Origin of the sequence: Paenibacillus sp. N3/727 (assembly GCF_022637315.1) — a bacterium.
GTDB lineage: Bacteria > Bacillota > Bacilli > Paenibacillales > Paenibacillaceae > Paenibacillus_AQ > Paenibacillus_AQ uliginis.
Window position 1 is genome coordinate 2,917,733 of the sequence record NZ_CP093336.1, and the last position, 26,932, is coordinate 2,944,664.

27 protein-coding genes are annotated in these 26,932 nt (G+C 44.3%); 15 read left to right on the plus strand and 12 right to left on the minus strand.

All coding sequences use genetic code 11. The features are described 5' to 3' along the window. Positions 1 to 57: 57 nt before the first annotated feature. Both MNQ98_RS13340 and MNQ98_RS13345 read left to right on the plus strand, forming a co-directional pair. A complete protein-coding gene (locus tag MNQ98_RS13340) occupies positions 58 to 1,374 on the plus strand; it encodes a hemolysin family protein (RefSeq protein WP_241933599.1) in 1,317 nt (438 codons plus the stop codon). Between the two features lie 148 nt (positions 1,375 to 1,522). After that, positions 1,523 to 2,011 carry a hypothetical protein gene (locus MNQ98_RS13345; protein WP_241933600.1) on the plus strand — a complete coding sequence of 163 codons (489 nt, stop codon included), beginning with the start codon at positions 1,523 to 1,525 and terminating at the stop codon, positions 2,009 to 2,011. Positions 2,012 to 2,059: 48 nt separating this feature from the next. Here the strand turns inward: MNQ98_RS13345 and MNQ98_RS13350 are convergent, their stop codons facing one another. Together MNQ98_RS13350 and MNQ98_RS13355 are read right to left on the minus strand one after the other, a co-directional pair. Then, positions 2,060 to 2,869, minus strand: a complete 810-nt coding sequence (locus MNQ98_RS13350) for a DUF4367 domain-containing protein (RefSeq protein ID WP_241933601.1) — start codon at positions 2,867 to 2,869, stop codon at positions 2,060 to 2,062. After that, positions 2,850 to 3,437, minus strand: a complete 588-nt coding sequence (locus tag MNQ98_RS13355; protein WP_208914157.1) for an RNA polymerase sigma factor — start codon at positions 3,435 to 3,437, stop codon at positions 2,850 to 2,852. The genes MNQ98_RS13350 and MNQ98_RS13355 overlap by 20 nt, the downstream gene beginning before the upstream one ends. A 115-nt stretch (positions 3,438 to 3,552) precedes the next feature. Between MNQ98_RS13355 and MNQ98_RS29865 the strand changes: the two genes are divergently transcribed. After that, positions 3,553 to 3,624, plus strand: coding sequence for a hypothetical protein (locus MNQ98_RS29865; RefSeq protein ID WP_481856766.1), 72 nt, complete (start codon positions 3,553 to 3,555; stop codon positions 3,622 to 3,624). A gap of 366 nt (positions 3,625 to 3,990) precedes the next feature. On the opposite strand, the gene MNQ98_RS13360 is transcribed toward MNQ98_RS29865, so the two are convergent. Next, positions 3,991 to 5,220, minus strand: coding sequence for an aminopeptidase (locus MNQ98_RS13360; protein WP_241933602.1), 1,230 nt, complete (start codon positions 5,218 to 5,220; stop codon positions 3,991 to 3,993). Positions 5,221 to 5,357: 137 nt separating this feature from the next. After that, complete coding sequence (locus MNQ98_RS13365; protein WP_208914154.1) at positions 5,358 to 6,590, minus strand: aminopeptidase; 1,233 nt, start codon at positions 6,588 to 6,590, stop codon at positions 5,358 to 5,360. Between the two features lie 151 nt (positions 6,591 to 6,741). On the opposite strand from MNQ98_RS13365, the gene MNQ98_RS13370 reads away from it, so the two are divergent. Further along, on the plus strand, positions 6,742 to 7,014 hold the full coding sequence (locus MNQ98_RS13370) for a hypothetical protein (protein WP_241933603.1): 273 nt from the start codon (positions 6,742 to 6,744) through the stop codon (positions 7,012 to 7,014). A 120-nt stretch (positions 7,015 to 7,134) separates the two neighbouring features. Here the strand turns inward: MNQ98_RS13370 and MNQ98_RS13375 are convergent, their stop codons facing one another. After that, positions 7,135 to 8,487, minus strand: coding sequence for a TrkH family potassium uptake protein (locus tag MNQ98_RS13375; protein ID WP_241933604.1), 1,353 nt, complete (start codon positions 8,485 to 8,487; stop codon positions 7,135 to 7,137). Between the two features lie 76 nt (positions 8,488 to 8,563). Here MNQ98_RS13375 and MNQ98_RS13380 point away from each other — a divergent pair, with 76 nt between their 5' ends. After that, the gene (locus tag MNQ98_RS13380) at positions 8,564 to 9,493 is read left to right on the plus strand and encodes a DMT family transporter (RefSeq protein ID WP_241933605.1); all 930 of its coding nucleotides are present in this window, start codon (positions 8,564 to 8,566) and stop codon (positions 9,491 to 9,493) included. 154 nt (positions 9,494 to 9,647) lie between these two features. Here MNQ98_RS13380 and MNQ98_RS13385 read toward each other — a convergent pair whose 3' ends face one another. Next, positions 9,648 to 10,574, minus strand: a complete 927-nt coding sequence (locus MNQ98_RS13385; RefSeq protein ID WP_241933606.1) for an NAD-dependent epimerase/dehydratase family protein — start codon at positions 10,572 to 10,574, stop codon at positions 9,648 to 9,650. Positions 10,575 to 10,775: 201 nt separating this feature from the next. Here MNQ98_RS13385 and MNQ98_RS13390 point away from each other — a divergent pair, with 201 nt between their 5' ends. Further along, positions 10,776 to 12,701, plus strand: coding sequence for an LTA synthase family protein (locus MNQ98_RS13390; protein WP_241933607.1), 1,926 nt, complete (start codon positions 10,776 to 10,778; stop codon positions 12,699 to 12,701). A 251-nt stretch (positions 12,702 to 12,952) separates the two neighbouring features. After that, positions 12,953 to 13,948, plus strand: coding sequence for a biotin synthase BioB (gene bioB, locus MNQ98_RS13395; RefSeq protein WP_241933608.1), 996 nt, complete (start codon positions 12,953 to 12,955; stop codon positions 13,946 to 13,948). A gap of 151 nt (positions 13,949 to 14,099) precedes the next feature. On the opposite strand, the gene MNQ98_RS13400 is transcribed toward bioB, so the two are convergent. Both MNQ98_RS13400 and MNQ98_RS13405 read right to left on the minus strand, forming a co-directional pair. Next, complete coding sequence (locus MNQ98_RS13400; RefSeq protein ID WP_241933609.1) at positions 14,100 to 14,276, minus strand: hypothetical protein; 177 nt, start codon at positions 14,274 to 14,276, stop codon at positions 14,100 to 14,102. Then, positions 14,269 to 15,492 (minus strand): ABC transporter substrate-binding protein, encoded by a 1,224-nt coding sequence (locus tag MNQ98_RS13405; RefSeq protein ID WP_241933610.1) that lies wholly within the window; start codon positions 15,490 to 15,492, stop codon positions 14,269 to 14,271. The genes MNQ98_RS13400 and MNQ98_RS13405 overlap by 8 nt, the downstream gene beginning before the upstream one ends. Before the next feature lie 374 nt (positions 15,493 to 15,866). On the opposite strand from MNQ98_RS13405, the gene MNQ98_RS13410 reads away from it, so the two are divergent. The 8 genes from MNQ98_RS13410 to MNQ98_RS13445 all read left to right on the plus strand — a co-directional run bounded on the left by MNQ98_RS13410 (position 15,867) and on the right by MNQ98_RS13445 (position 22,605). Further along, complete coding sequence (locus tag MNQ98_RS13410) at positions 15,867 to 16,238, plus strand: rhodanese-like domain-containing protein (protein WP_241933611.1); 372 nt, start codon at positions 15,867 to 15,869, stop codon at positions 16,236 to 16,238. 131 nt (positions 16,239 to 16,369) lie between these two features. After that, on the plus strand, positions 16,370 to 16,711 hold the full coding sequence (locus MNQ98_RS13415; protein ID WP_208914147.1) for an antibiotic biosynthesis monooxygenase: 342 nt from the start codon (positions 16,370 to 16,372) through the stop codon (positions 16,709 to 16,711). 405 nt (positions 16,712 to 17,116) lie between these two features. After that, a complete protein-coding gene (locus MNQ98_RS13420; protein WP_241933612.1) occupies positions 17,117 to 18,370 on the plus strand; it encodes a DHH family phosphoesterase in 1,254 nt (417 codons plus the stop codon). Between the two features lie 118 nt (positions 18,371 to 18,488). Next, positions 18,489 to 19,694, plus strand: a complete 1,206-nt coding sequence (locus tag MNQ98_RS13425) for a cell wall-binding repeat-containing protein (protein WP_241933613.1) — start codon at positions 18,489 to 18,491, stop codon at positions 19,692 to 19,694. A 78-nt stretch (positions 19,695 to 19,772) separates the two neighbouring features. Further along, positions 19,773 to 20,078: a hypothetical protein gene (locus MNQ98_RS13430; RefSeq protein WP_241933614.1), complete on the plus strand. Its 306-nt coding sequence runs from the start codon at positions 19,773 to 19,775 to the stop codon at positions 20,076 to 20,078. 212 nt (positions 20,079 to 20,290) lie between these two features. After that, positions 20,291 to 21,001, plus strand: coding sequence for a response regulator transcription factor (locus tag MNQ98_RS13435; protein WP_241933615.1), 711 nt, complete (start codon positions 20,291 to 20,293; stop codon positions 20,999 to 21,001). Then, positions 20,991 to 22,418, plus strand: coding sequence for a sensor histidine kinase (locus MNQ98_RS13440; RefSeq protein WP_241933616.1), 1,428 nt, complete (start codon positions 20,991 to 20,993; stop codon positions 22,416 to 22,418). The genes MNQ98_RS13435 and MNQ98_RS13440 overlap by 11 nt, the downstream gene beginning before the upstream one ends. Next, positions 22,405 to 22,605, plus strand: coding sequence for a hypothetical protein (locus MNQ98_RS13445; RefSeq protein ID WP_241933617.1), 201 nt, complete (start codon positions 22,405 to 22,407; stop codon positions 22,603 to 22,605). The genes MNQ98_RS13440 and MNQ98_RS13445 overlap by 14 nt, the downstream gene beginning before the upstream one ends. Positions 22,606 to 22,684: 79 nt before the next feature. Here the strand turns inward: MNQ98_RS13445 and qoxD are convergent, their stop codons facing one another. From qoxD to qoxA, 4 genes are all read right to left on the minus strand, one after another. Next, positions 22,685 to 22,972, minus strand: coding sequence for a cytochrome aa3 quinol oxidase subunit IV (gene qoxD / locus MNQ98_RS13450; RefSeq protein ID WP_241933618.1), 288 nt, complete (start codon positions 22,970 to 22,972; stop codon positions 22,685 to 22,687). Between the two features lies 1 nt (position 22,973). Continuing rightward, positions 22,974 to 23,570: a cytochrome aa3 quinol oxidase subunit III gene (gene qoxC, locus MNQ98_RS13455; RefSeq protein WP_241933619.1), complete on the minus strand. Its 597-nt coding sequence runs from the start codon at positions 23,568 to 23,570 to the stop codon at positions 22,974 to 22,976. Then, positions 23,567 to 25,510 carry a cytochrome aa3 quinol oxidase subunit I gene (gene qoxB / locus MNQ98_RS13460; RefSeq protein ID WP_241933620.1) on the minus strand — a complete coding sequence of 648 codons (1,944 nt, stop codon included), beginning with the start codon at positions 25,508 to 25,510 and terminating at the stop codon, positions 23,567 to 23,569. The genes qoxC and qoxB overlap by 4 nt, the downstream gene beginning before the upstream one ends. 69 nt (positions 25,511 to 25,579) lie before the next feature. After that, positions 25,580 to 26,518: a cytochrome aa3 quinol oxidase subunit II gene (gene qoxA, locus MNQ98_RS13465; protein ID WP_241933621.1), complete on the minus strand. Its 939-nt coding sequence runs from the start codon at positions 26,516 to 26,518 to the stop codon at positions 25,580 to 25,582. Positions 26,519 to 26,932 lie beyond the last annotated feature (414 nt).

The window sequence follows — 26,932 nt, forward strand, 5'->3', positions numbered from 1 at the left end:
AACCGAAGGAGGTGTTCCTATCTGTCTTAGTAGTTCATACGGCGGATAGGAGAACGATTGAGTGACCCTTTACCGAGTTGGTTGGGAATATCCTTGATATTGTTTTTAGTATTACTAAATGGTTTTTTTGTATCGGCTGAGCTGGCTTTCGTAAAGGTCAGAGGCAGCCGGATTGATGCACTTGTTGAAGAAGGAAAGAAGAACGCAAGAATAGCCCAGCGGATTTTGCGCAACTTGGACGCATACTTGTCCGCTTGCCAGCTCGGCATTACGATTTCATCGCTTCTACTTGGATGGATCGGAGAACGTGCTATTGCGTCCATGATAGCTCCATGGTTTCAAGCATTAGGGCTTGGAGACACAGTGCTACATGTGGTGTCTATTGTGATTGCATTTGCGTTTATCGCAGTGATGCATATCGTATTAGGCGAACTCGCACCCAAAACAGTTGCTGTCCGCAAGGCGGAGACGATAATCATGTTGTCAGCAAGACCGATGGACATCTTCTATAAAATATCGTATCCGGTTATCTGGTTAGTTAACAATTTATCGAGCGGTCTTCTGCGCTTATTCCGGATGACACCTGTTGTTGAACGGGGAACGGCTCACACAGAGGAAGAACTGCGTGATCTGATGAAGGAAAGCAGCGAGATTGGTCTGATAAATGATACGGAACTGACCCTGGTAGATAACATTTTTGAATTTGCGGATACAACAGCAAGAGAGATCATGATTCCTCGTACGGATATGATCTGTTTATACAGCAATCTGTCCATGCAGGAAAATCTCGAGATCGCCCATGAGGGAATGAGGACCCGTTACCCGATCTGCGATGAGGATAAGGACCATATTATTGGATTTATTCATATTAAGGATTTAATGCGGGGATATGTCCGGGACCAGATTTCACTTATTCGCCCGATCATCGCGGTTCCTGAATCGATGAAGATTAGTGAACTGCTGAAGCGTATGCAACGGAGCAAAACGCAAATTGCGATTCTGATCGATGAATACGGTGGTACGTCCGGCCTTGTTACTCTGGAGGACATCATGGAAGAAATTGTTGGTGAAATTCAGGATGAGTTTGATGAGGAGCGGCAGGGAATTGAAATCGTGTCTGAGGATGAGTATTCTATTGATGGGTTGATGTTGATCAACGAAATTAATGGCCATTTTGGTCTGGATGTGGATACAGAGGATTATGATACGATTGGTGGTTGGTTGTCTTCCCGTCTGGAAGTCATCCTTCCGCATAAAGGTCAGACATATTCTTACGGCGAATATTTATTCGTTGTGGAAGAGACGGAAAATAAACGAATATCCCGCATTACTTTGCTGAAACAGCAGGTGATACAGGAGGAGGCCGGCGCATAATATATGCGATGGCACTAAGAAGACAGCGGCTTATAGCCGTTGTCTTTTTTTAAATTGATTCTAAAAATGAAGAAAAAGACATTTCTTTGTCGTATGGGTATGTTAATATATGGATGTTCGATAAAATCATGAGAGAAAAGGTGATGTTATGTCAAACGTAAAGAAGCTTTCACGCGTAATACCGGCTTTTACAGCAACTTTGTTGGTCAGCTTGGCGATTGCAGGTGGCGCATCCGCTGATACGACAGAAGACAAAATAGCCGGGGCATTAACGACTCCACCTCCAGTTGAGATGAACATCATGAACGTAAATCCAATGAATTCATATTTAATCGATGCGGTATCTTCTATCCGAAAAACTAGTTCTGGAATGGATATATCAGGAAATACATACGCAAATCAGAAAGCAAGCTCTATTGGTGTAGATTTTTTTCTTCAACGCTGGACGGGCTCCGTTTGGGTAGAAGTCGCAAGTAGTTCCGGTAGCACTGCAAATTCTAACAGTTATTACGGGACAAAGTCTTTTAGTGCAATCGAAGGTTATTATTACCGTGGAAAAACGATACATTTTGCTACGGTGAATGGCAAAACTGAAACGCAGGTCATGTATACAGAATCATTGTTAATGGGGAACTGATTCAATTATAATAAAGGGCGTACCCGATAATGGGTACGCCCTTCATCATTATGGTAAGCTGTTAGCCATTCTTAGCAGCTCTTCCTTGCTCATTTCACTAACGATTCGAATCATTACACCATTGTGTGTAAATTGTATAGAACTGGCGATGCCTTTTGTGTATAAGGCTTCTGTTCCTGAATTAAGCTGAAAACTCTCAGAAGATGGTGAGCTGAGGGTGCTGACTGAGACGGGACCGTTAATTATATTGATATATGAAATGTTCAGAATTTTGCCGCTCTCCGATACATATTGAATAGCCATATCATGAATCCGTGATTCCTCGTCTATCGGAGCCACGAGTACATCATGGAACTTGTATCCTTGGGGAATGTACTCGAAATCCGAGTACGTAAACGTTAACCTTGACTTAACTTCTTCTAATGTCAAATTATTGTCTTCCGCAGAACTGCTCCACAAAACCTCTTCGCCTAAATTTTCGTATATTTCTCCTGACCTTCCAGGTGGTGGACTCGTCTTCGGCACGGTATCTGTTACCGAATCATCCTTACCAGATATAATCGTTACGATACCGTCACCCCATTCCTTGATTTGCTGATAAATTGGTGATACGGCCTGAGTAATCGTTGGCGGAGAAAATAAAATTGCTCCAATAGCCATAGAAGCGGCAATAATCCCTGCCATTTGAAATCTGCGTCGGCGTTGTTTACGTCTAGATTTACTCTCAAGCTGCTGCTTGACCTGTAGCCAAGATTCCCGTTTGGTGTCATGATCAGGAGTAGAGGAATGAGAAGCAGCACGCTCAAAAGCCTCATCAAAAACTTCGTTAAACCAATCATCATATTTTTCGTTGTTCATCCATAACACCCCACTCCCTATATAGCATTTTCTTAACAGATTCCCTGGCTCGGAATAGACGCTGCTTCACAATGTCTTCCCGGGTATTCAGCAGCTCGGCGATTTCCTTATAGGTTAATCCGTGCTTCCAGCGGTACTCGATGAGCAGCCGATATTCGGGCTTCAACTGCTCTAGATATTTCTTAATGGATTCTTCCATCATTTTGGACTCTACCTGATGTTCAACATTAGTGGAAGAAGCAACCAATTCCTCTTCACTTATAAAAACACGGTCAACATCGACTTGGTTACGGTATTTTTTATTTTTTCTTAAATAATTCATTGTTGTATTTTTAGAAACCACTCGTAACCAAGCTTTTAATTTGTTTATATTATCAAAAACCGGCTTGCTTGTTATTACTTTAATGAATGATTCTTGAATAATGTCCTCAACAGCAGCGTGGTCCCGGAGCACATACATAATCTGTCCGTAGACCAAATCATAAAATTCATAATAAACCTCTTCCTGCATAGGTTCACTTATTTCATTGAAATCTGCTGCGAGGAGTAATTGCAATCGGTTAGACACGCGTTATTCTCCTCTCTGGTGAATCCTCTTGCTAATCCTCTCATTATTTTACATCATTTTCGTATTAAGCGCCCAATATTTTCTAGTTAGAAATATTTCAGTTGGAATGTTAGCGATGAAGATTGATTACCCTGTAACCTATGATCTTGCACTGCTTATTATTTCTCTGATGTTGCAATTCAGATGAAGGCTCTGTTTCCTTAAAGATGAAGCGGATCAGCAGTGAGAACGCACTGGAGACGCCGAAGTACCATATGACGATTCAGGTATTGGAACGTAGATGCTGCTCGCAGAACAGAATGAGGTTAACTGCAGGATGACGAGGAAAATGCCGGATAAATTGAACTGTTACATTTGTAACGGTTACAAGTGCGGAGTGGTTTGGAAGGAGATGGAGCCGTGAGGCTCCTACGATATGGATCAGTTTATGAAATTGTACAATCAGTTGGCTACTTCGCCATCTTTTTTTGAGTTAATTAATATCAATCCGCTCAAACCAAAGAGACCGCCGTTAAATCGGCGGTCTCTTTGGTTGTGAAGCAGACAGAATAGATTAAGCCCAGTTTCCGTTAATAAAGATCGGTTCTTCCTGACCATCATGGGTAATGCCTGTAATGTTCAATTCTTTGGAACCCATCATGAAGTCAACGTGAGTTATGCTTGCATTCAGTCCGCTTGAGGCGAGCTGATCGGCAGTCATCGTTTTTCCGCCTTCAAGGTTGAAAGCATATGCGCTACCGATGGCCAAGTGGCAGGAGGCGTTCTCGTCAAACAAGGTTGTGTAGTACAAAATCCCGCTCTCCGAAATAGGTGACGCATAAGGAACCAGAGCAACCTCGCCCAAATAATGTGATCCTTCATCCATTTCAATGAGACGGGCAAGTGTATCTTGGCCTTCTTCAGCTGAATATTCTACAATCCGTCCATCTTTAAACGTAATTGAGAAGTTGTCGATAATGTTTCCGCCATAACTTAGTGGCTTCGTGCTGCGAACGGTCCCGTTAACTCCGGTTTTTAGAGGAGCTGTGAATACTTCTTCTGTCGGAATGTTCGCTACAAAACGATCGCCTTTTTCATTGTGACTTCCCGCTTGGGCCCAAATATGTCCTTCGGGTAGCTCAACTGTCAAGTCTGTGCCTTCGGATACGAAATGAAGCTTGTGGTACTTCTTGCTGTTGAGCTCATCCGATTTATGCTGCAATGTATCGATATGTTTCTCCCATGCAGCAATCGGGTCTTCCTGGTCCGCACGAACCGCTTGGAAAATAGCATCCCACAGCATGTCGACTTGTTGATCCTGCGGAGCATCGGGGAAGACCTTTGCTGCCCAATCTGGTGATACAAAAGCAAGTCCGGTCCAGCTCATCTTGTCCGCCTGTTGATATTGCCGGTATTTGGCCATCGCAGCACCAAAGGTTCGTTGGTAATTGGAGATGCGTTCTGGATTTACACCTTTCATGAGATCCGGATTTGCCGAAAGAATGGTCATGAAGGCAGCACCGTTCTCCGCTAGCTCTGTCATTTCCTCAGCCTGGTACTTCGGCGGCTCCAAGAAAGATTCGCCCGGAGCCAGATCGTAACGGATCCGGTTTACCACTTCGTCACTGTAATTGACTTTGACCAGCTTGGCACCAGCTTCGTACGCTTTTTTTACGACGAGACGAACGAGCTCAGCGGCTTCAATCATCGCGTTAACGACAAGAATTTGATCTGGTTGAACATTCGCTCCAACCTTAACGGCCAGTTCAGCGTAACGCTCCAGTTTTTGTTCAAAAGTAAGCATGTAAGAACCTCCAAATTGATGATTAGTAAACACTTAAATCAACCTCAGGTCAATAATAGGGCAGTAGAGGTGTTAGTCATTACAACACAGCAGCCGTCACTCCAAAGAGATGAGGCTGCTGTGAACGTGATAATGAATTAAAATGCCCAGTTTCCGTTACGGAATACAGGTTCTTCTTTTCCATCCTCGGTAATTCCGTTAATGTCCATGTCGCCTGAGCCGATCATGAAATCAACGTGAGTTACACTTGTATTCAGTCCATGCTTAACCAGGTCGTCCTGAGACATTTCTTTTCCGCCCTCCAGGCAGAAAGCATAAGCACTTCCGATTGCCAGGTGGTTGGAAGCATTCTCATCAAATAGTGTATTGTAATACAAGATGTTCGACTCTGAAATCGGAGACTGGTGTGGAACAAGAGCGACTTCGCCGAGATAACGAGCACCTTCATCCATATTGAGCAGACGCTCAAGTGTTTCATAACCTTGCTCAGCCGTAAAGCTGACAACTCGTCCGTTCTCGAAGGTAAGTGAGAAATTATCTACGATATTACCTGCATAGCTTAGCGGTTTGGTGCTGCTTACCGTTCCGTTAACGCCTGTCTTCAGAGGAGCTGTAAATACTTCCTCTGTTGGCATATTCGCAACAAAGGCGTGACCCTGCTCGTTAATGCTGTCTCCTTGTGCCCAAATATGACCTTTTGGCAGTTCAATGGTCAAATCCGTGCCTGGAGCTATGTAATGCAGAGCCTTATATTTCTTGGCGTTCAGGACTGCCGATTTCTCTTCAAGTACGTTCAAATGGCGGTTCCAGGCTTCCACCGGATTCTCTTGATCTACACGGACCGTGTGGAAAATGGCATTCCAGAGCTTGTCCATCTGCTCAGCTTCAGGTACGTCTGGGAATACTTTCGCAGCCCAAGCAGGGGAAGGTACTGCAATTAGGCACCAACTGAATTTATCAGCTTGCTGATAGGCACGATACTGCTTCATAGCTTCTCCACGTGTCTTGTAGAAGTTCGCAATTCTTTCTGGATCGATACCGTTCAGGAGATCCGGGTTCTCGGCAAGTACATGAAGAACTGCTGCACCGTTCTCAACAAGCTCAACGATTTCACCGACAAACCATTTTGGTTTTTCTGTAAACACGTCATCAGATGCTTTCTCATATTGAAGCCGGGTTAAGGCTTCATCATTCCAGAGCACTTTGACCAGGCGGGCACCCGCTTCATAAGCCTTTGCGGCGATTAAGCGGATAAATTCAGCGGATTCTACAGGTGCATGGACAACTAAAGTCTGCCCTTTCTGTACATTGACTCCTACTTTGACAGTCAGTTCCGCATACTTGTCCAGGGATAATTTAAAGTCGGACATGAGGTACCCTCCAATTACATATTTTTTAAAAGCAATAACCACATTATACTAAATTGCCGCTCAGATGAAAAACACTAATCGATCCACATAAAAAGTGATATACTGAATTTTATGAGCAACATTGTTAAGCATTTTGAAGGAGAGTGGACCTATGTCACAGGTTACCATCGATCGTGCAGGTATGCAGCGTGATGAGGAGAATAATTTTATAGGATACACCGTATTTACCTTGGAAGGACAAACTTCTGCTTATGAGATCACATTTATGAGCAAGAATGGACGAGACTGGGATTACAGTCTGAATTTCGCCGGTGAGCCGGGTCCGGAGGAGCAATTTTTGAAAATTGACGCTCAAATTGAAGAGAATGACGAATTGTTTGACGATCTGCTGGATGCTGCTATTGATGCCGGCGGATTCGCATAAAGCTCTAGTCTCTGTCCCATTGTAAATCATCAGGGCTGATCACAAATAAACCGTCCGTCTCCCGTGAGGGAAGCGGACGGTTTGTTCTGTGATTCAGAGGGCGTCATGTCTGTAAAATGATTAGCCGATAATGATTTTCCCTTCCGGATGACGGTACAAGTCCTTATAGCGTCTGCGGTTCAGTGCATATGCCAGCGTCAGTGGTCCTAAACGTCCTAGGAACATGAGCAGTGCAATCGTTACTTTTCCGATCTCGGACAGCTCGGTTGTCAGTCCCATCGATAGTCCAACTGTACCGAAAGCGGACACGGATTCAAACAGAATAGCCAGAAAATCACTGGATTCAGTCGCAGACAAGAACATGGAAAACCCAACCAGAAGCAGCAGGGAAATAATAGTTAAGGTGACCGCACGATAAACGACTGCTTGAGAGATACGGTTCCGGAACAGCACTACATCACGTTTACCCTGTATCATCGTGATAACGGCACCAATCAGTACGGCAAAGGTCGTTACTTTAATACCTCCGCCCGTTGATCCGGGAGCGGCACCAATAAACATCAACATAATCATGAAAAATTGGGATGATTGCTGCAGTCCACCAATATCAATCGTACTGACTCCCCCTGATCGTGACGTAACCGATTGGAAAAAGGAGGCCATGATCTTTTGCGGGTAGGAGAGTGGACCGAGTGTTGCCGGATTATTAAATTCCAAAATAAACAGCATCAGCGCACCGATAACAATTAGCAGTGACGTTACGGTAAGGACTACCTTGGAATGCAGAGAAAGCTTTCGACACTTAGGATATTCAATGACATCAAACATGACGATAAATCCAATCCCACCTAGAAAAATAAGGGCCATATTAATGATATTGAGTATCGGATCAGTGCCATAGGTTGCAAATCCGGTGAATGGACCATGAATGCCACCCAGCAGATCGAATCCTGCGTTATTGAAAATGGAAACACTCTGGAATATGCCAAGGTAAGCAGCATCGGCCAGCGGCATCTCCGCCCAAAAACGCAAAGTGAGCAGTAATGCGCCTATCCCTTCAATTGTAAATGCATAGACGAGAACGCGACGGATCAGGTCGACAATTCCTTGGATCTGGTATTGCCCCATCGCTTCCTGAAGAATCATTCGTTCCCGTAGAGATATTCTGCGGTTCAACATCAGCGCGATCCATGTCGCGGAGGTCATAAATCCAAGGCCTCCAAGCTGAACAAGCATCAGCATGACAATTTCTCCAAACATTGACCAATGCGTACCGGTGTCTACTACGGTGAGACCTGTCACGCTGATGGCGGATACAGCCGTAAAAAACGCATCGATCAGTGGTGTCGGTATACCATTTTCTGTAGAAATCGGCAGCTTGAGCAAGAATGTGCCGAAGAGCGTAATGGAAAGAAAACCGATAGCTAAAAATTTGGGAGGGCTCATTTTAGTTCGTTGGTTTGTTGTCTTCATAGCGCTACAATTAATCTCCTTACAATATAATAAATCATTCTCTAATAATACACGAAAGGTGAGACATTTAACCATCATGAATCTAGAAAAACCGCCAATTCCAGTAGCTATTCTGCTTTTTATCGGAATAACTGCTATTTCATTCTCATCTATTTTTGTGAAGTGGTCCGATGCGCCTGTGTCGATTCAAGCCATGTACAGGCTCATTCTCACCATGCTCTTCATGCTGCCTTTTGGAATCAAATATATTTCGCAAGCTCGCAAACTTAAAGGAACAGACATATTGAAACTTATGGCTTCCGGTATAATGCTGGCGGTTCATTTTCTGCTATGGATGGGTTCACTGCAATGGACTAGTGTGGCAAGCTCAACGATCATTCTGGCGCTTCAGCCGGTTTTTGTGATGATCGGAGCTTATGTTTTCTTTAAAGAGAGAACATCTGTCTCTGCGCTATCCGGAATGGGAATCGCTTTTCTTGGCGTGTTTCTGCTGATCGGTAAAAGTGGGATGAGCGGTACAGGTAGCCATCTGACAGGTGATTTAATGTCACTGTTCGGAACGGCAGCGATCGCGGCACATATGCTTCTGGGGCAAATGCTGCTTAAACGGATACCTTCATTTCTTTACAGCTGGTTTGTATTTGTTTTTGCGGCATTGTTCCTGGCTGGTTACAATATGTTCTCAGGGATCCCGTTGACAGGATATGCAGCTAAAGAGTGGGGAATATTCGCCCTGCTTGCTGTCGTGCCAACGGTATTCGGCCATCTTCTATTTAATTGGCTTATGCGTTATTCATCCGCTTCGACGGTATCGATGAGCGTTCTTGGGGAACCGGTGGGAGCAAGCTTGCTCGCGTTTCTCCTTCTTAACGAGTCTATGAATGGTCTGCAGGCTGCCGGGGGTGCACTCGTGCTGCTTGGACTCATCCTGTTCCTAAATGTCCGACCATCCAAGAAAGCTACAGCCGTAGCTCCAACCGATCTGCAGACAGAGAGTTTGGGCTGAATTTTCGAACACCTTAAAAAAACGCCAACGATCAGCTTTTGATCGGGGGCGCTTTTTCTGAATATTGGAATTTATAAGTTTCACGCATAAATAATCTAATATTCCTCGCAGAAACGTAACCGTCTTTTTAAGACGGTTAAGCTGGCTCTACTTGTCATACGTTGTTGGAGGAGACACTCCAATATCGGGTAGTTTCCATTAAACCTTGTTCAATAGTATATTCAGGCTTCCAATTCAGCATGGACATGATCTTACTGTTATCAAGGCAGCTGTGTGCAATGTCTCCCGGCTTGGCAGGAAGGTAGTTCACGTCAATGACACCGGTAAATTGTCCGCGCACGATATCGACTATCTGGTTAACGCTTGTGCACTGTCCCGTACTCACATGCAATGTATCACTATGTCCAAGGTCGATGACGGCCAGATTGGCTTCGACTACATCTTTTATATAAATAAAGTCCCGTGTCTGTGTACCGTCTCCGAATATGCTCAGAGGGAGTCCGCTACTCATCTGTTCACTAAAGACGCTAATAACACCACCTTCACCATTTGTCGTTTGTCTGGGGCCATATACATGACTATAACGGAGTATGGTATATTCCAGTCCATAAAAGTGTTTATACAGACGGATGTACTGTTCAGCTGCGAGCTTAGATAAGGAATAAAAAGAAATCGGAGATACCGGGTCATCCTCAGTCAGAACATCCTTCGCTACATTTCCGTACACTTCGGATGACGATGCAAATATGATTTTTCGAACTTTGGCTGCCCGGCATGCTTCCAATACATTAATTGTTCCCTTAATATTAGCGTACGCATCAGCAGTTGGTGACTTGATGGACTGCTGCACATCCGCTTGCGCCGCTAAATGAAAGACAATATCCGGTTTAAGCAGCCGGATATATGTCGCCGCCTGATCACTACCCACATCCGTGACATGCAGAACCGCCTCGGAATGCAACCGACCTGGATCACCGGTTGTCAGGTTATCGATCACATGTACTTCATAGCTTTGTGAAACCAGTCGGTTGACGAGGTGAGAGCCAATAAAACCCGCTCCGCCGGTTACTACCGTTTTCATGCTTAAACCCTCCAGCCTTTGATTGGAATGCTCTATCGTACGTGAGACGAGAGAGGTGTGCATGAGGCAATTGACCATGATTTACAAGCTTTGGGCGTTCTTTCTCCTGTGGCTGAATAGATTGAGGTTTACATACCTGTTATAATAGGGAACGATTCTTAAAATTACATTTTAAAATAGAAGTAGGGAGATAGATAGAACATGGAAAGAACGTGGAAACAAAGAGCAGGATTGTTCAGCGGTGTTTTTTTGCTTCTGCTGCTGAAATTGATGTTATTAAGGTTGTTTTTATTTAAAGAAGTCATGTGGGGGAAAGTCCCTACAGATGCCTTTTCTCTGCTTGTATTGATGAGCTTTCTAGAGCTGCTCATTCCAATGAAGAGACGACATATCGTTTATTGGGTGTTTAATTTTGTTGTGTCACTCATTTTGTTTGCTTCAGCGATCTATAATGTGTACTTTGGATCCATACCGACATATACTGCATTATCTGGTCTTGGACAGGTGCATCAGGTGCGCTCCAGCATAACGACGTTACTCGAACCAGAACATTTTATTTTATTTGCGGATGTACTGGTTATGGCTGTTGTTTGGATCACAAACCGGTTTCGCAGGCGGAATTCCAGATCCGGAGGCTTCACCACTTTTACGCAGACTTCTTATAGAGGCTCAAAAAGGATTTCCGGATGGAAATTAAGTATGGCCGGTCTATTGATCCTAGGTATAGTCATATCAGGGTTATCGATCCGCAAAGCATGGGGAATTGAGAATGAACTTGTTCGTGCGGAGCATATGGGCTTTATGAATTATCAGGTGGCTGCTGTTGTAAAAAGCGGGCAGGAGAAAAAGGCAGTGGCGGAAGGAAATCTACAGGATACAATTAAAGAAATTAAAAAGTTACAGGCAAGCTATCCTTACCGGGAAGTGAAGAAGGATGGGAAAAATCCGGAATATTTTGGAGTGGGTAAAGGTAAAAATCTGATTGTCGTTCAGATGGAGTCACTGCAGAATTTCCCGATTCATCAATCTTTGGACAATCAGGTGATCACGCCTGTAATGAATCAGCTTGCGGATGAGGGGTTGTACTTTCCTTATGTGTTCCAGCAGATTGGCCAAGGCAATACATCGGACGCTGAGTTCTTATCGAACACCTCGATATATCCTTTAGGTTCGGTTGCGATGTCAACTGGCTTTGGCAGCCGGGAACTTCCGAGTCTGCCGCGTCTGCTTGGCGAGCAAGGGTATATAACCAATACGTTTCATGTAAATGATGTCACCTTCTGGGACCGAAACAAGATGTATCCGGCGCTCGGCTTTAATCATTTTTATGATAAACCATACTTTACTAACGACAATTTTAATAGTTTTGGACCATCGGATGAAGAATTGTATCGTGTTGGAATAGAAACAGTGAGAGATGTGCATAAAGACAACAAACCATTTTATGCTCAATTTGTTACCGTCTCGAGCCACTCTCCGTTCACGGTACCGGAGAGTTTTTCGAAAATTAATATTCCCTCTGACCTGAAAGGAACACAGCTGGGTAATTATCTGGATTCCGTCAACTACTCGGATTTCGCACTGGGTAAACTGATCGAATCACTGAAACAAAATGGGTTATGGGAAGACACGGTTCTGGTAGTATATGGTGATCATTTTGGAATTAACAGTAACGATACAGATCCTAGTCTGATTACGTCTTCTCTGGGTGTTCCTTACCATGAGAGAATCAGTCGGTTTAACATTCCTTTTATAGTCCACATACCAGGGCTGAAGGAAGGGAAGACGATTGAACAGGTCGGAGGTCAAGTTGATATGATGCCAACGATCGCGAACATCATGGGGATTTCATTGAAAAAAGAACAGTTTACTGCTATGGGGCAGGATCTGCTAAACATTGATAAGAACGTATTCGGTATGAGATATTACTTGCCGACAGGCTCGTTCTTCAACAATGAGGTTATGTTTGTCCCTGGAGATGGATTTGAGGATGGAACTGCGGTTACATTAAAAACATTGCAGCCCGTTCAAGATATTTCACCTTACCGGGATGACTATGATTACGTGCTGAAGCTTATGAAGTTGTCTGACGAATATGTAAAACTTCTGCCACAGAGAGCTCCATAATATAAAGCAGAAGTTGTTCTATAAGTAGAATTAAATGAGTAATAGGGATATCTCTTAAAAAAAACCAACAGGCCATCCGAGGATTCATCTTGGGTATCTGTTGGTTTTTGTGTATTTCAAAGTCGTTATGCACAAATCTAAACGTATCATTTGGATTGAAAAACAAGGCTATTTCGTTTATTGTATTCTTATTGTTAACTTTATTTTGATTGTTTTGGGTTTACATTAGAATAGCTAAAGGGGATTTACCTATGATTACACAGACAATTCATGAATGGACACTGCTGGCGAATAGGGTGATTGATGGACACCAAGTTACGGCTGATGAAGCAGTAGCAATTGTACGTAGCAGTGATGATCAGCTGTTAGCTTTACTGCAAGCAACATTTATGATCCGAAGCCACTATTTTGGCAGGAAGGTTAAGCTTAACATGATCATCAATGCCAAATCAGGACTGTGTCCTGAGGATTGCGGCTACTGTTCTCAATCCATCGTTTCAGAGGCACCGATCGAGAAGTACGCCTGGCTTACAAAGGAGAAAATTATCGAAGGAGCCCATGAATCGATCCGCAGAAAAGCGGGGACTTACTGTATTGTCGCTTCCGGACGCCGTCCTACAGACCGGGAAATTGAGCATGTAGCGGATGCCGTCCGGGAAATCAGAGAGACAACAGATTTGAAAATATGCTGCTGCCTTGGCTTCTTGAAAGAACATCAGGCACAGAAGCTGGCTGAAGCAGGCGTCCATCGCTATAACCATAATTTGAATACTTCGAAAGATAACTATGGACACATTACGACAACCCATACCTACGAAGATCGGATTGAAACACTTGAGCAGGTTAAATATTCAGGGATTTCACCGTGTTCCGGAGTTATTTTCGGCATGGGAGAAAGCGATGAGGAGGCAGTGGACATAGCAATAGCGCTAAAACAGCTGGATGCGGATTCGATACCATGTAACTTCTTGAATGCGATTGACGGAACGCCACTTGAAGGCCGGAGTGAGCTTACACCTGCCAAATGTCTGAAACTTTTGGCTATGATGCGTTTTGTCAATCCAACGAAGGAGATTCGAGTTGCCGGTGGCAGAGAGGTCAACCTACGTTCCCTTCAAGTGATGGCTCTATATGCGGCAAACTCCATTTTTGTAGGCGATTATCTAACAACAGCTGGTCAGGAGCAGCATTGGGACTGGCAGATGATTGAAGATCTTGGGTTTGAGATTGAGGAGTGCGCGCTTTAACTTATCCAGTAAGATCTGGATGGAACCACACGGATCGAAAATCGACCCAACCGGAGGACCGTAGTGTTATTCCCTTCACGGAAGAGTGAAACTGTGTACTGCGCTTTTTATGGGTCAGAAACAGCACTGAGCGGGAATCCCGTACAATTTTCTAAAGATTTTTTAAAGTGCCCTCACGAATGTGGGTGTCTGGCTCACGGAGTATAGAGGAAATAATCTTCTTGGAGGTTTCTGTCATCTCCTCGCTCAGGCAAGTGCGGAAAATGCTCTTCTGTAAATACATTTCGATCTCACTCATTTCATCCTGACGCAGAACTATTTCATACATAAGAACATCCTGGGTACTTACATATGAGGGCCATGGCCTCCCGGAAAGCGATATGGTTCTGGGGGCCATTTTTTTGCTGATTAAAGAGTAATATGCTGCATCCGCTCATATGGACTTCAAGTTCATTCCATTCCGAAGGAGGACTTATCCCGGGTCCCTGACTTACTTGAACAACACTGCTGTTCGTGGTCATCAGCGGAGTCCAATCAAGTTTCCGTAAGGAGAAGTTCTCATGTTCCGGAAGTAGTAAAATTTCCACACGGTCGAGATTGGGTCTGCCTTTGAAATGAGTAGGAAAAGCTTCCAGAACACATATTTGTTCATCCAGCTGTACTAAACGAAAAGGACCGGTACCGATAGGTTTTCTTATAAAGGCTTCTTCATCTTGTTCAACGACATCCTGTGGCACAATCGAAGCTTCAGTGCTGCTCATAAAGTGGAGGAATAAGTAGTTCGATTCCTTCAAGTTGATTCTTACCGTTTTACGGTCAATAGCAATTACTGATTGTATACCTACTGACATCCAGCTTTGTTCATAACGTTCTGGATCATGACGCAGGCGATTTAATGTAAAAATAACGTCCTCCGCAGACAGCTCGCGACCATGATGAAACATTATGCCCTTCCTTAAATGAAACGTCCAGGTCTGGAATGTGGAGTCGCTCTCCCAAGCATGAGCGATGGAAGGGAGAATTTTATTATCTTCAGGATGATGTTCCACCAGCGTATCGAATAGGTGCTGGGCAATATGTTCGTCGAACACATAGAGCAGCCTAGCCGGATCAAGATGGTGGATGGGCAAGCAAACCGGAAATCGAAGTCTGTCCATGACCTGGTCGGAGATAATCTCGCGGGAGACACCCATGCCTGAGGACAACCACTCCATATATAACTCTTTAGTACTGGGCACATGGCTATATTTGTCTATCAGCTCAAACGCATGCTTAATTTGACCTTTAGAGGTTTGGGTTTTCGCTTCTTCCAGGAGTAGTTCATCCGATGATGTTGCAATGGTTAACAGGGAGAGATTACCTCGACCACGTCCAGCCTGCCACTCGATCCAGCCGAGTTGGGTAAGTTTCCGTATAATAACCTTGACGTTGCGCGGAGTGCAATACCATATATTTGCCAAATCTTGCGATGTAATGGGGAAAGGCACCCCGATTTTATGGTCTTTAAAAGCAAACGTCAGCTCAAGAAAGTGATGAATAGACACGGGTAACAACACCTCTGTTCTTAAGGTGAAATAGATAAAGGAAATTATACCCTTTTCACCCACTTTTGGATAGATACACTTGATCTACAAACGTTACTTCAGAGTGAAAAAAGAACGATAAGCAGCATAATCACCCTATGATATACGGCCAGTATTATGAGTTTAGGAACTCTGCTCAACGACTTGACATACGAATCATTACATCTTATATTATACCCGTGGGGGTAAGATGTTTGAATCATATGTAACCTATGCGCAGCACCTTCATGTTACAATAATTCATGTTATTGACACTTACCTGCATGCAGATCTTATTTTTTTAGCGTTTTTGCCTAATCAAGAGGTTATTAGGTGACCTTGGGGAGGAATCGGTTTTGTTTTTCGCATATATGATTGCAGCTATGCTGCTGGTTTACGCATATCGCCGGTGGGTTCCAATTCACGGACTGAAACAAATGAAGTGCAGCGAGCTCGCTCAGGCAAAAAAAGATCACCCGAATTTAAAGGTGCTCGATGTTCGGGACGTCTCTGAATATACTGCCTGTCATTTGAAGGAATCAGTTAACATCTCCCTTGGTAGGCTGCCCTTTGTATGGGATAAAGAATTGAGTCCGGAAGACGAGGTCATTATCGTAACCCCGAATCGGTCTGAGGGACTGCTCGCCGCACGTAAGCTCAAAAAAGTCGGGTTCAAATCGTTGTTTTACTTAACAGATGATTGCCATTCCTGTACATCAAGCCGGTAAATTTATAAGAGCCTGATCATCCTTAACAGGTTGTCAGGCTTTTTTAGGTATCAGCTTTTATTGGTTGACAATGATAATCTTTATCATTTAGAATGAAACTTAGTAGAATTATCCTAGGGGAGTGGGTATGCATGTTAATCGAAACTAAAACAATCATCGTCAAATCCGGCACGTCTCATCTTGTCGTGGAAAGATTTAGCGGACCAGGACCGATCGAGGAGATCGAAGGATTCATTGATCTGAGTGTCATGGTCAAAAATGCTCGCAGAGGCGACGAGACTGAAGAAGTTATCGTGATGATCCGTTGGGACTCTAAGGAAGCATGGAAGCGCTGGGAGACGAGTGAAGCGCATATTCAAGGCCACCGGAACAGTCGCGGCAAACCGACGCCTGATCATATTGTAAGCTCTTCACACGGGATGTATGAAGTTAAATCGTCTAAGGGTCCTAGACCTGTACAGGCTGCAAACTAACTTTAAATAAGTAAATTAGGATACCTATTAGAAAAAGGCTACGCAGGGATGAGTTTTCATAAACCCGTAGCTTTCTAAGGAGACCCCAGGCAGGCCACCCATGCATTTATCAATTGGTGGCCTGCTTGGTGTTTAGTGGTCTGGCATATTGAGTATTTGAAGAAACTCTCCTTGGTAATTTGGTGGCTCGACGCATGCTTTATCAAATGGGGGTTTCTTTTTGTCTTTGTTACAAATGTGGTCATACGCGTAGCGCCTCATACAAAACATCCCAGGTCAATGGACCTTTTGGGAACTTACCTTTTTTGGTTCGGACAAGCTTCTTGCTTACAGGTGACTAAAGTGGAAAAATAAAGGGGAACTTAAAGTTAGAAATAAACATTTTTATAAGGAGCTGTTCACTCAATGTATTATTTATACAGCCATAACGATCTTGATGGAGTGGGCTGTGGCATTATTGCAAAGTGCGCATTCGGAGACGAGGTTGATATCCGTTACAATTCCATCAGCGGACTGAACTTCCAGGTGGAAAGGTATTTGAACCGGGTACCCGTTCAGGGAAACCCAGACGATCTGCTGTTTATTACGGACCTTACAGTCAACAGCGAGCTGGAGCAGCGTTTAGATCGCTATGTAAAGGACGGTGGCCATGTCCGGTTGATTGATCATCATAAAACAGCAAATCATTTTAACGACTACCCTTGGGCTCAGGTCGATGTATATCACGCTGACGGACGGCTTTCCTCAGCTACATCATTGCTCTATGAATATTTGATCAAAAACGGAATGCTTTCGCGTACCGAATCGATGGATCAGTTCGTGGAATTGGTCCGGCTTTATGATACATGGGAATGGGAGTCCGAAAACAAGTTGCAAGCCAAGCGGTTGAACGACCTGTTCTTCATGGTATCCCTTGATGAGTTTGAGACTAAAATGGTGGATCGGCTTCGGAGTCAACAAAGCTTCACCTTCGATGAATTCGAGGAGAAAATCCTTGATATGGAGGAGAATAAAATCGAACGCTACATCCGCCGCAAAAGAAGGGAAATGATTCAGACCTTTATTGGCAGCGAGTGTGCCGGCATTGTGTATGCGGAATCATACCATTCCGAACTAGCCAGTGAGCTGGGGACAAGCCATCCACATTTGGATTACATAGCCATATTAAACATGGGCGGTCGAAAAATGAGTCTTCGAACAATTCACGAACATATTGATGTATCTGCTATTGCTATGCGCTATGGAGGAGGCGGCCATGCCAAGGCTTCCGGCTGCAATATTGGTGATGTGGTATTTCAATTATTTGTAGAAGAGCCGTTTGAACTCGAACCCATGAGAGCGGATGCTGCCCGTAATCAATTTAATATAAAAGGTTCAGAAACCGGTGTGCTGTATGAAAGTTGGGGTGATGATAAAATTTTCGTTTATCTATCACGGTCAGGGCAATGGGCGGTGGAGTGGAATGATGAACCGCTTGCCTTTCATTTTAAGACGTTTGAGGATGCCGAGCGGCATATCAAGCGTAACTATGGAGCCTGGCTTGCTAGAGATGAGATTTACGTCAGCATGCTGACTGATCATATGAGAAGAATCCGAACTGGTGCAATGCCTCTTGTCCTACCTGATTTTGATGGTGAAGCTACACTAGAAGATATTTAATATTTGAACCCTTCAGAAAATTCACACTTCCTACACAGATTCCACATATTTGTTGGGTAAGTTGATAACAGTCCAAAGATAGGACGAGACAAAGCAGAAGATCTGGAGGGATTTATCTATGAAAAAAGTGTTAGCTGCCGGTGCAACAGCTTTGTTTGCAGTAGGCATATTGGCAGGATGTCAGGATAATGACAACGCTCAGCCACCTTCTAATCCTTCTACTGGAAGCACAGCTGTCTCTCAGACGGAAGTGAGCACGCCATGGGTCGGTACCAAGAATACGACGCGGATTAACACATCCGATCCCGTAGAAGCAGCTGTATTGGCTTCCAAGACGCTCTGGACATCAACGAATGATAACAACAAGGCTGGGAGCGTTGTGCTTGTGGATTCAGAGAACTGGCAGATTGCGGCAGCCAGCGCCGATCTGATCCATCATCCGAGCAACGGACCGATTTTGTTTGTGAATAGGGATGGAATTCCGGAAGCTTCGCTTAATGAACTGAAACGATTAAATCCAAAAGGCTCTGCGAGCAACGATGGAGTTCAGGTAATTATTGTTGGCAAGGTTGCTGAGAAAGTGGAAGAGCAGCTCAAAGAGCTGAATTACAAAGTAGATAAAGTGGAAGGGGAAGAGCCTGCTGCTGTAGCTAAGGCTATAGACGCTTATTACGCCAAAGTAGCGGGGAGTACGCCGGAATCCGTCATTGTCGGATCGATGGACAGCCCTGAATATACACTGCCGGCTGTGAACTGGATTGCTCATATGCCTGAACCTCTGCTATACGTTAATAAGGACGAGGTGCCTAAAGAGACGATTGAGGCTCTGAATACTCGCGGCGGTAAAGCGAATATTTATTTGATTGGACCTGAATCTTCGATATCCAAAAAAGTTGAGGAAGAATTGAAGGCTTATGGAAAGGTTACGCGGATATCCGGAGAAGATCCATATGAGAATGCTGTGAATTTTTCCAAATTCAAGGATATTGAAACGGAATTCGGCTGGGGTATTGACAGTCCTGGACATAACTTCTCGTTCCTGCCTGCTGACTCTACCATGCTGAGTATTGCGGTCGCCCCATTCTCCCACTTGGGCAAGCATGCACCGCTTCTGTATACAGACAAGGACGGAATGCCGGAGTCTGTGATGAAATATGTAATGTCGATTCAGCCTAAATTCGAGAAGAGTCCTACAGAGGGGCCGTACAATCATGCATGGATCACAGGAGATGTAAATTCGATTTCTGACAAAGGTCAAAGCGAAATCGATGATATGCTTGAAATTGTTCCGTCTTCCGGTGGGGATGCTCATAGCGGACACTAATTCACATCAGTGTCACAGCATCCACACAAAAACCACATCATTTCTCTTTATGATGGGTTTATAAGGAGGCGATACATCATGAAGAACAAATTTCTCGCTGGAATAGGGGTTGCAGTTCTTACATTTGGACTCGGCACGATGGTATATGCCGATGTAAATGATCTGTCTTTTCAGGACATGCTGCCGTTTATGAAACAAATGCACCCGGGAGCTTCGGAGCAGCAGCTGAATGAAATGTATGAGAGCTGTCACGGGAACAACGGTGGCATGATGCGTAGCGGAGGACAAACCTCTCGTGATGCCGTAAATAGCGGCCACATGATGCGCGGTAACGGTGGCCCAATGATGTGGGACAGCGAAGCAGGCTCATTGCAAGATTCCTAAAGAACAGATGTCAAAATCCAGTCTGACACGTTGTGTGTTTTAGACTGGTTTTTTCTTTTAATTGAACCATAACCAGACGCTGCCAATCGAACTAACCGTCAACGTCAATTCCGGTAATCCGAATTTCGGACTTGAAAGAGTGTCTTCATGTTTTCAACATATTTTTGACTTATAATTAAGGGAATTATGATTATAGAGCAGGTGAAGCGCTAATGAAAATAAAAGTACTTGTAGTAGATGATGAGTGGAATATGCGCAATTTATTGCGGATTTATCTGATGAAGGAAGGTTTCGAGGTTAAGGAGGCGGCAACGGGCCATGAGGCACTGGTTTTGGCGATGCAGCATTCTTTTGATGTTATTCTTCTCGATGTGATGATGCCGGATACGGATGGATGGCAAGTATGCAAAAAAATTCGCGAACGCAGCCAAGTTCCAATTCTGATGTTGACCGCACGTTCGGAAACGAAGGACAAAGTTCATGGTCTGGGCATCGGTGCAGATGATTATCTAACTAAGCCGTTCGAATCCGAGGAGCTCATTGCAAGGTTGTATTCCCTAATCCGCCGGTATACGATATCGAAAATGAGTGTACCGCCTGAAGTGAAACTGCACTACCCCGAGCTGTCGATCCACCCTGAGGGGCGTGAAGTATTAATTCGTAATCAGCCCATAGATTTTACTCAAAAAGAATTCGATCTGCTACTTACGCTTGCACAAAACAATCATCGTGCCTATTCCCGAGAAGAGCTTGTTGAACGTCTGTGGGAGTATGATTATCATGGGGAATCGCGTGTCATTGATACGCATGTGAAAAATATCCGGGAAAAAGCGCACAAGGCTGGTCTGAGTTATAATCCGGTTCAAACGGTATGGGGGATTGGATATAAATTCCACCTGGCTGGTGAGCAGCATGATTCATAACCGAATCGGAACAAAGCTTGGTTTATGGATGATATCCTTGTTTTTGATTGTAATCCTTTTTCTAGGTGTGGCTATAGACCGTATGTTTACTAATTTTCACTACGCGGAAATGAGAAACAACTATAGTGAAATGACAGCGCACTTTGTTATGATGGCTGCATCGAAGGATCAATCATCCGAGCATTCTCTTGAAGCATTTGCGGATTTCTCTGACGTGAGTATATTCTTTATCAGCAATAAAGGAGATGTAACAGCACATTCAGGCTCGCATGATCCTTCGGATCATTCTTTCATTCGCGACAAAGATGTTCAAAAAATTTTCTCCGGGGAGACCGTGAACTTCAAACACACAGATCCAGACGGCAATCACTATCTTGTAACCGGTATGGCTATTCCACAGGATGACACCTATCGTATAAGCGACTCAGCTTTATATGTGCTGGCTTCAACGCAACATGTCGATAAGTCCATCGCAAATATACGCAATTTGCTTATTCTGTCAGGATTTGGAGCATTTCTACTTGCGCTGGGTTTCATTTGGATATCGGCTCAGGTATTATCCCGTCCATTACTGCAAATGCAGCAAGCAACCCGCAAAATTGCTGTGGGAGATTTGGAAACACGACTCACGATTAAGAGCAGGGACGAAATTGGCTTGCTTGCCGAGGCCATTAATGATCTAGCAAGGGATTTGCAGCGCTACCAGGATACAAGGCAAGAGTTCTTTGCAAATATATCTCATGAGCTGCGCACACCGATTACGTATTTGGAAGGCTACGCAAAAGTTGTAAAGGAGAAGTTATATACCTCAGAGGAAGAGAAGGACAAGTATCTTGATATCATTCAGGAGGAAGCTGTTCGTCTGCAGCGGCTGGTAAATGATTTGTTCGAGCTGGCTAAGATGGAAGAAGGAAAGATCAGCTTGACACTGGAGTGGATAGACCTTTCAGAGATCGCCCGAAGTGCGGTTCGTAAAATGGAATGGAGAGTTAAAGAGAAGGGTTTGAATTTACAAGCTAATTATGGCTCTCATATTCCATTGATCCGAGGTGACGGTCTACGTATGGAGCAGATTTTTATAAATATGTTGGATAATGCTGTGCGATATACGGAGTCTGGAGATGTTACAGTGTCACTGCACAATGATGATGCCAATCAAGTAACGATGACGATTGAAGATACAGGTATAGGAATACCTGAGGATGAGCTTCCGTTCTTATTCGACCGGTTCTACCGGGTGGAGAAGTCTCGCTCCCGCCAGTATGGCGGCACTGGATTGGGATTATCTATCGCTAAAAAACTGATTGATCTGCAAGGCGGCGAAATTCACGTAAGCAGCACAACAGGAGTTGGCACGAGATTCGACATATGTTTTCCTCTTTCGGGAAGTCAGGAGGAAGATTATGAGGAAGGTTGAGTGGATGCTCGCTGTGGCGCTAATGGCGGTTGGCCTGATGTGTCTCATGGTCTCTGCAACGTCAGACCCTGAAGGGTCACTCATGAATCTTGGTCCGATGCTGGTTCGTATTTGTTTGCTTATCGGTCTAGTCTTGATTGTTGTTGGTAGTATATATGTACTGATAAAATGGATACGAGAACGCTGAACATAAAATGCCCTCCTTGAGAAATCAAGGAGGGCATTTTTAGTGTTTTCAAGCTTCATGCAGGTTCGGTTTACGAGTATTAAGCGTACCAGCCCCACACAAAGATGAAGAGCGATCCAAAAATCGTAACCAATGCAACGAACAATGCATAGGCGATATTGATATACAGTGATTTTTTTTCGTCCGATTCCCCGATGTGCATGAACAAGACGAGCTGGAGGGATGCTTGCAGTATAGCTGTTACTGCAAGTATTCCCATTTTCACCGCATCCGGAAAATCCATAAGCACAACCAGTGCAAGGGCTGTAAGGACGAGAGAGGAAACATAACCTACTACATGCTTAATCGGAAACAGCTGTTTCATCATGTCACATCAGTCCTTTCAGGTAAACAAAGCTGAAGATAAAGATCCACACAACATCCAGGAAGTGCCAGTACAGCGAGAAGATAAATGATTTGTTAGCTGTACGATGATCCAAGCCATGCTTTTTCAACTGGATTAGAATAGCCGATCCCCACAAGAGGCCGAAGGCAACGTGCGCACCGTGAGTACCCAGAAGTACGAACAAGCTGGACAAGAAAGCACTTGTCGATAATGTAGCACCCTCATGAACGTAAGTGAAGAACTCGTATATTTCGATTCCAAGGAATCCAGCGCCGAGCAGCAGGGTGATGATCAAGAAGATCATCATCTGCTTTTTCAGACCAAGGCGCATACTGTGAACCGCAAGTCCAATTGTGAAGCTTGATGTTAGCAAGAGGAAGGTCTCGACCAAAACTGGACCAATCTCAAATATTTCAGCACCGCTCGGGCCAGACGCAAAGCGATTGACCAAAATCAAGTAGGTGGTAAACAGGGTTGCGAACAGTGCGATTTCAGCTCCGAGAAACAACCAGAATCCAAAAATCTTGTTGCTATTTTCCTCTGTTCCGTATTCAAGCGGCTGAGTGGCATCTATTTTCATACCGTATCACCCCGCAATTTGTTTTCTGTTTGAACAATCTCTTCTACCGGAATATAGTAACCGTTATCACGGTCGAAGGACATCGTAGCCAAAACTATGATGAGAGCTATACCGGAAATAATAGCTGGTGTCCACCAACTGAATACCAAGAAGAATCCGAAGAAGAAGAAGACTACACCGAGAATGAATGGTTTTCCTGAATTGCTCGGCATATGAATTTTCGTAATCTTTTCATCTGACAGTGGAACTTTATCCTGCTTGGCGAACCAGTAGGCATCACGTTTATTAACCTTTGGTGTAATAGCAAAGTTATATACTGGCACAGGACTATGCGTAGACCATTCCAACGAACGAGCATCCCATGGATCTCCGGTTTTGTCCCGAGGTTGATAACGTGTGCTCCAGTAAATGTTGTAGACGAGAAGAATGAAACCTATCGTCAAACCGATTGCACCGACCATCGAGATCATGCTCAGTGGTCCGAATCCTGTCTCAGCTGAATAGGTGTACATCCGGCGCGTCATACCTTTCAATCCCAGGAAGAACATCGGGAAGAAAGTTACGTTAAACGAAATGGCGATGAACCAAAAGGCGGCTTTACCAAGTCGCTCGTTCAGGCGGAAGCCGAACACTTTAGGGAACCAGTAATGGAAACCTGCGAGTACAGCAAACACGGCACCTGGTATGAGAGTGTAGTGGAAATGCGCCACCAAGAACATCGTGTTGTGATACTGATAGTCCGCGCTGGCCATCGCCAGCATGACACCTGTCACACCACCGATCGTAAAGACTGGAATAAAGGCCAGTGAATAAAGCATCGGTGTCGTAAAGGTTATTCGGCCCTTTCGCATCGTGAACAGCCAGTTGAAAATCTTGACTCCGGTCGGAACGGCAATAGCCATCGTTGTAATGGAGAAGAAACCGTTGACCATAGCGCCTTGACCCATGGTGTAGAAATGGTGAGCCCAGACAAGGAAAGACAAAGCGGAAATCACGGCCATACTGATAACCATCGATGTATAACCATAAAGATTTTTTTTCGAGAAGGCCGAAATAATCTCACTGTAAATACCGAAGGCAGGCAGAATAACAATATATACTTCAGGGTGACCCCATACCCAGAACAGGTTGGCCCACAGCATATCCATACCGCCGTTCGCCATCGTAAAGAACTGGGAACCGAAAAGTCGGTCAAACATCATCAGAAGCAGTGCAATCGTCAATACTGGGAATGCAAAGATAATGATGACACAAGTAATGAGAATGGACCAGGTAAACATCGGCATCTTCATCAGAGTCATGCCTGGTGCGCGCATTTTAAGAATGGTAACAATAAAGTTTACACCGGTAAGCAGTGTCCCGATCCCTGATATTTGAAGGGCGAGGGAGTAATAGTTCATACCTACACCCGGGCTGAATTCATTGCTGGCCAGAGGGAAATATGCGGTCCATCCTGCGTCAGGTGATCCTCCGATAACGAAGGCGAGATTAAGAAGCATAGCTCCTGCGAAGAACAACCAGAAGCTGATTGCATTTAGACGCGGAAAAGCAACGTCACGTGCGCCAATCTGCAGCGGGATGATTACGTTCATCAGACCAAAGATAAATGGCATAGCCATAAAGAGAATCATGATAAGGCCGTGTGTTGTAAATATTTCGTTATAGTGCTGTGCGTCCAAAATTTTCATATCAGGCATGGATGTTTGAGCACGCATCAAAAGTGCTTCAGCACCGCCACGGAACAGCATAAGTAATGCAGATATGATATACATTACACCTATTTTCTTATGATCTACTGTAGTTAGCCATTCCCGCCACAAATATCCCCATTTTTTGAAGTAGGTTAGACCTACGAGAATTGCGAGCGAGACGAGTACGATACTCACCATGGCGCCGTAGATTAATGGTTCACCGGTAACGAAAAATTCGTCCCATTTCATAAGGGCTTAACTCCTTTCTGGATGTCCGAAGTGCATTTCGTCTTATGGAGGAGCAGGTCCTCCATAACATTAATGTCCTTCATGGTTTGTTGAGCTATGTTCATCCGGGTTATCATTATGTTCACTGTCCGGATCGGAATGCTCTGTTCCGTCCTCCTGATGAGCTGCATTTCCGTGATGACCATGCTCAGCAGGTGGAGGGCTGAAAGTCAGGTGGTTATTCGAGAAAGACATTCTACCGACATGATCCGTTTCAAGCAGCTTGTTGAAATCGGCTTCGGTTAATTCAGGTGCAGTCTCCTTAACGTCTTTCACCCACTCATCAAACTCAGCAGGAGTCATTGCCAGTGTTTCGAATTCCATGTGTGCGAAACCTTCGCCGCTAAAGTTCGAGTTCTTACCAATGTAAGATCCAGGGACATCAGCAACCAGATTGAGTTTAGTTAACATGTCGCTCATGGCATACTTTTGTCCCGCCAGCTGAGGAATCCATAAGCTGGTGATCGGCCCGAAGGAATAATTCCGGAACTCAATCGGACGATTTGTCGGGATGTTCACATAGTTAACGGTCTCAATGCCTTCCTCCGGATAACTAAAGTGCCATTTCCAGTCCGAGGAAGAGGCGTAGATAACAAGAGGTTTCTGGTCCTCATAGCCCTCTGGAACGTTTTCAACGGCAACCGTGGTTTTCACAGTTACTACTGATAGAAAGGCTACAATAATAATAGGAATAGTAATCCAAGTTATCTCTAACCACTTGCTGCCCTCTTCATGTGGAGGCACATAACCTTCATTAGATTTCTTAGCCCGGTATTTCACTAGCATAAAGACAAATAAGACGTAAACTACAGCTAAAACTCCGAGCATCATGATTATGGATAATATGATGGTCTCGGATAGGGTCCTTGCAGCTGGTCCCTTAGGATCTAATACCGTAAGCGAGCTGCATCCCGATAAGAGCAAGGTTAAGCTCAGGAACAATGCAAATAACGGCCCTCTCTTTTTCATGTTGTACCCCTTTCCTTCCTACTCGTTCTTCAAGCGTTATTCATTCCTATTGCTATAGTAAGAAGTCCGTCAGCGCTTTGCAAAATGAATTTACTTGCTATATTTACATTTAATGGTTTAATAATGACGAAGTATGTAACATTGTGTGTTCAAATTGTTACAAACCGAACTGAATGTGAGACAGATCACTGTAATACTGCGGTTTACGGTGAGTTCATACTTTGTTCATACATTCGCGATAGTTACCAGATTTGTCACAATTTCAGAGCGGGAAAATCTCTTTAGTCCTTGCAGGACAAGACATTTAGCCAGTTATGTAATTGGAGGAACCGCAGGCAAAGTCTGGTGAAGCGTAATAAGATGCAAATTCATTTTTCTATAAGTATCTAGTTATTCTATTAATTCGTAATAGAT